Origin of the sequence: Sphingobacterium sp. T2 (genome assembly GCF_000814685.1) — a bacterium.
GTDB classification, from domain to species: domain Bacteria; phylum Bacteroidota; class Bacteroidia; order Sphingobacteriales; family Sphingobacteriaceae; genus Sphingobacterium; species Sphingobacterium thermophilum.
In genome coordinates this window covers 1-2,957 of sequence record NZ_JXAC01000223.1, presented here as the reverse complement: position 1 = coordinate 2,957, position 2,957 = coordinate 1, and the positions used below count along the sequence as shown (strand labels likewise).

Genomic DNA, 2,957 nt, shown 5'->3' with positions numbered 1-2,957 from the left:
TATTATTTTACCGAATATCTCACACATAATTTCTTCTCAGGTTAGTATGTAAAACCATAAWATAATAGCAGCCTTATTAATCTTCCTTTCAGTAGTAGGCTGTCAGAAAAAGAAGAAGTGGGCGTAAACCCGTATGAGGTGGCAAGGAGCTTTCGGCATACTGTTTACTGCCAATCGTACAGACCTGAGATTGCAGCCCCGGGAGAGGTAGTTCGGGTAAATGTGAAAGGACTGAAAAAATACGAAAATAAATTTGATATACGTCTCAACGATGTTTCCACCGAAGTAGTGGCACTTACGGACTCTACTATTGATATCCGTATGCCGACCCAGGTAAGTTCAGGCATAGTCACCGTAATCCTAGATGGTCAGATATTTTATGGACCTCGTATAGGCGTGGAAGGTAAGGTGGCTGTGGATACGGACTATAAAATTGTGAACGGTTTTGATATGGGACTTCGTCAGATTATGCCACATTCCGGCGGACATATCGTGGTAGGTAGCTTCACCAATTTTGAAAACGAGAAGTCGGGAAATACTTATAGAACAGGTATCCATCATATTACCAGCCTTGGGCAATCATCAACGTCGATGGATTTCAGACGAAGAGCAAACGGCCCTATTAGTTCCATAGCCCGACTTCCGAACGGTAAATTTATTGTAGGAGGTTCGCTTACCACATTTTCGGCACGTGCCGTGGGAGGTATAGCAAGGCTGAATGCCAATGGTAGTTTGGATACTACTGTGGTAGCAGTGATCAACCTAATGCGGATACCAAGCCGTTGGACGGTCTGGATACTGTATCTTCTTTCAATGCAGGATTTTCAGGAGGGATGGTCAGCTATGTCTTCGAAACTCCTGACAACGGTGTGATTGTAGTGGGTAGCTTTACTTCCTATTGGAAAATAGACTATGCGTATTCTTCCCGAGTAAATCGCTATTATATCAATACGAAAGTTAAAAATGTAGCTAGACTTAAGGAGGACGGCACTTTGGATTCTACTTTTAACGTGAACAATACCGGCTTTAACGGATTTGTGAATGGTGCAGTGAAGCTCAACGACGGACGTATAGTGATTGCGGGGACCTTCACCAACTATAACGGCAAAGCCGTAAATAATATAGTATGCTTGAAGCCTAATGGAGAAGTCGATGAAGACTTCCTTTCGCACGGAGGCACAAACCTGCCTATACAATCTGTGACATACAACTCTACACTAAATAAGTTAGCCATTGCTGGAACATTCAAAACCTTTGGCAGTGTACCGACGAATGGTGTGGTGTTGTTGAATGCAGATGGAAGTGTAGATCAAAATTTTGTGCTAGGCGATATGGATGGTGAGTTCCCTAACTACGCCTATATCCTCAACAGTGGAAAAGTCTTTGTAACGGGATCTTTCTCTAAATATAATGGAATAAATCGAGGTGGCGTATTGATTTTAGAAACCGATGGTACTGCAAAACAGGAATACAACAACCTAGGTAGTTTCAGAGGAACACCTACTACGCTAGTGGAAACCACTTCTTCCTTAGGAAATCCTGCCATACTGCTTGGAGGTACGATATACGAAGTGGGAGGCAAAAATGTGGGACATATTGTTAAAATAGAAATCAAGAACTAACCGATAAACCTAAGTGGTATGAAAATAAAGACATTCATAAGCATAGTTTACCGAACTTTTCTGCCTATGGCGGTACTGAGTATGGCGTTAAGTTCGTGTAATAAAGAGTTTCCAAATAATTCTGAAAAGCTTTTCGGAACAACCTAACTATTCTACAGGTTCGTCAAAGGTGCTTTATGTCATTGCTGACGGCATCAGAGGAAAAGCACTTCAACAACTGGAATTGCCTAATCTGAAAATCATTAGCCGAAACGCTTTACACTCTTACGGCTCGTTGGGAGATTATGAAGATATACAATTTACAAAAGAAATCGGCTTGGCTAACCTGATGACGGGGGTAACATCCACTAAACACAAAGTGGTAGATAATAGCCTGTCGCAGATCGACCAAACAAGCTATCCTTCACTTCTCAAGCGTATAAAAAGCGAAAAAAATCTGCATACGGCAGCATTTTCTACTAATGAAGAATTCTACAATGTGGTGTTGAAAGATGCTGACATGGGAAGTTTAGCTATATCTGATGCAGATATCTTAACCAAAACGAAAGAAGAAATCAGCAAAGGAACCTCCGATCTTATTGTTTCCCATTTTTCAGAACCTTACATCGTAGGGTTGCAACATTCTTTTGAAGCGGACGATCAAGAATATCTTGAAGCATTACGTGCTTTCGATACAGCATTGGGGGAGCTTATAGAAACCATTAAGCAGAGACCTACCTACGGACAGGAAAATTGGCTGGTGGTCATCACTTCCAGTATAGGAGGGCCAGCAGAAAATTCGCAGGTAGACAATACTTCTTATGGTGATAATGAGAGAAATACGATAACCTTTTTCTATAATCCTAAATTCTCCCGTAGCTTGCTGACACGTCCTAATTCTACCGAGATTCCGTATGATGGAAGTGCGATACGTTACACCTATGGTTCGCCGGCGGTGAATGCAACTTTGCAGGATGCCTCTTCCTTCAATTTCGACACTTCGGACGATTTTACTATAGTATTTTTCTTCAATGTCAAATATTACGAGCAGCCACAACTATCCTATCATCTTATCCAAACGTGATGTAGGCTTTTCCGGAAACGGCTGGAACTTATTCCTCGAAGTGCGAGATGGAGATAATAAAGTGGGCTGGAACAGCAATATAAGCAGCCAAGTTTTCGGAAAAGCTACATCACGTTTGGATAAGATGATAGGATAGTTGTGGCTGCTCGTAATATTTGACTTGAAGAAAAWTACTATAGTAAAATCGTCCGAAGTGTCGAAATTGAAGGAAGAGGCATCCTGCAAAGTTGCATTCACCGCCGGCGAACCATAGGTGTAACGTATCGCACTTC

General features: G+C 41.8%; 4 protein-coding genes. 3 read left to right on the top strand and 1 reads right to left on the bottom strand.

The features are described 5' to 3' along the window. The first annotated feature begins 117 nt into the window (after positions 1-117). From SD31_RS16235 to SD31_RS12610, 3 genes are all read left to right on the top strand, one after another. Positions 118-873 carry a DUF5008 domain-containing protein gene (locus SD31_RS16235; RefSeq protein ID WP_082021954.1) on the top strand — a complete coding sequence of 252 codons (756 nt, stop codon included), beginning with the start codon at positions 118-120 and terminating at the stop codon, positions 871-873. Next, entirely contained in the window at positions 783-1,622 is an 840-nt protein-coding gene (locus SD31_RS16230; RefSeq protein WP_197053707.1) for a delta-60 repeat domain-containing protein, read from the top strand. The genes SD31_RS16235 and SD31_RS16230 overlap by 91 nt, the downstream gene beginning before the upstream one ends. A 169-nt stretch (positions 1,623-1,791) precedes the next feature. Next, entirely contained in the window at positions 1,792-2,685 is an 894-nt protein-coding gene (locus tag SD31_RS12610) for an alkaline phosphatase family protein (RefSeq protein WP_039054400.1), read from the top strand. Here SD31_RS12610 and SD31_RS17610 read toward each other — a convergent pair. After that, the coding region (locus tag SD31_RS17610) for a hypothetical protein (RefSeq protein WP_039054399.1) at positions 2,659-2,957 on the bottom strand (299 nt) is incomplete at its 5' end. The genes SD31_RS12610 and SD31_RS17610 overlap by 27 nt on opposite strands.